Origin of the sequence: Chryseobacterium artocarpi (assembly GCF_001684975.1) — a bacterium.
GTDB lineage: Bacteria > Bacteroidota > Bacteroidia > Flavobacteriales > Weeksellaceae > Chryseobacterium > Chryseobacterium artocarpi.
On record NZ_MAYH01000013.1, the window covers coordinates 1 to 1,282 of the forward strand.

General features: G+C 30.7%; 1 rRNA gene. It reads left to right on the forward strand.

Features of this window, described 5'->3' with window-relative positions:
* Window positions 1-97: ribosomal RNA gene (gene rrf / locus BBI01_RS07955) — 5S ribosomal RNA — on the forward strand; the annotation flags it as partial.
* Between the last annotated feature and the right edge of the window lie 1,185 nt (window positions 98-1,282).

Here is a 1,282-nt window from a genome sequence, read left to right on the forward strand (position 1 = left end):
TAGCGGTGGGGCTCACCTGTTCCCATTCCGAACACAGAAGTTAAGCCCACCAGCGCCGATGGTACTGCTAACGCGGGAGAGTAGGTCGCCGCCAGTTTTTATTTTATTTTTAAAAGTCTCATACAGTAATGTATGAGACTTTTTTTTTGAACTATACCTAATCCTAATAGCTCTTACGATAATACAATAATACCCAAAAGAACATGGGAAATGAGTAATTGATAATAAGTAATTGGAAAACTGCTTGTAAAATAAATCCAATTTGATCAAATCCAAATTGAAAGATCGGTAATCGGCAATGGATAATGAGTCATATGCAACTTGAGTTCTTGGTATAAATACTGATTTTTTATCTAAGTCTTTACTTTTTATTTTGAACACCTTCCTTCAACTAAATTCAGGACTATTATCCGGTCCCTATTGAAGAATGATTATGTCAACTAGCATAGAAGCTTATATTCAAATATTTTTAAAGATCATCCTTCAATTAGAAATATAGTCTTTACTTTATTTTTCTAGATATTTTTACTCTCTCATTTTTTCCCCAGATATATACATACTTTTTGGGATGTGGATATTATTTTGATAAGCTTAAAAATATTCTCAATCTTTATGGCTACTTCCATTTTCTTTGAATAGATCCATTCTCTATAAACACTCTTCATATGCTGTACTATAAAAATCACTTTCAAAAAATATGATAATTTGTTTTATGCAAAAGCTATTATAATTTAGTAAATACACTATATTCTTTAATAGCCTTTTTTGTATATAATACGATAGGTATATCTCCTTAGCATGGATATTTTTATAATCCAGGTTATTAACACTCATTGTGGATAACTATAATTGTTTGTTAAGGTGTTAACAATAAGGTGTTTATGTTGATAGTTTTCCACTTTTCTATTTTTATTATAAATCTATTTGTTTTGTGTTGTTATAAGTTGTTATCTTTGCCCCACTGAAAACGAGAGTATATCAGTAGCGCAGAAGAGCTTTTAGCTAAGCAGAGACGATATTACTTCAAAAAGATAAGAACGAAAAAAAGCTTTGCAAATTTTATCAAATAAAAGTTGCGAGTTAGAATAAAGTTTGTATCTTTGCAATCCCAATTACGGGAGCGCAGGAGTTAGAAGATTAAGGTTTAGAAAGGGATTAAGGTTACATAAAAAACTTTAAATTTTTCTTTCAAAACATTTGGTCATTACGAAATAAAGTTTTACTTTTGCACTCGCAAATACGGAGCGACACTGACAGAAAGATTGCTTCGTTACAAAGCGGA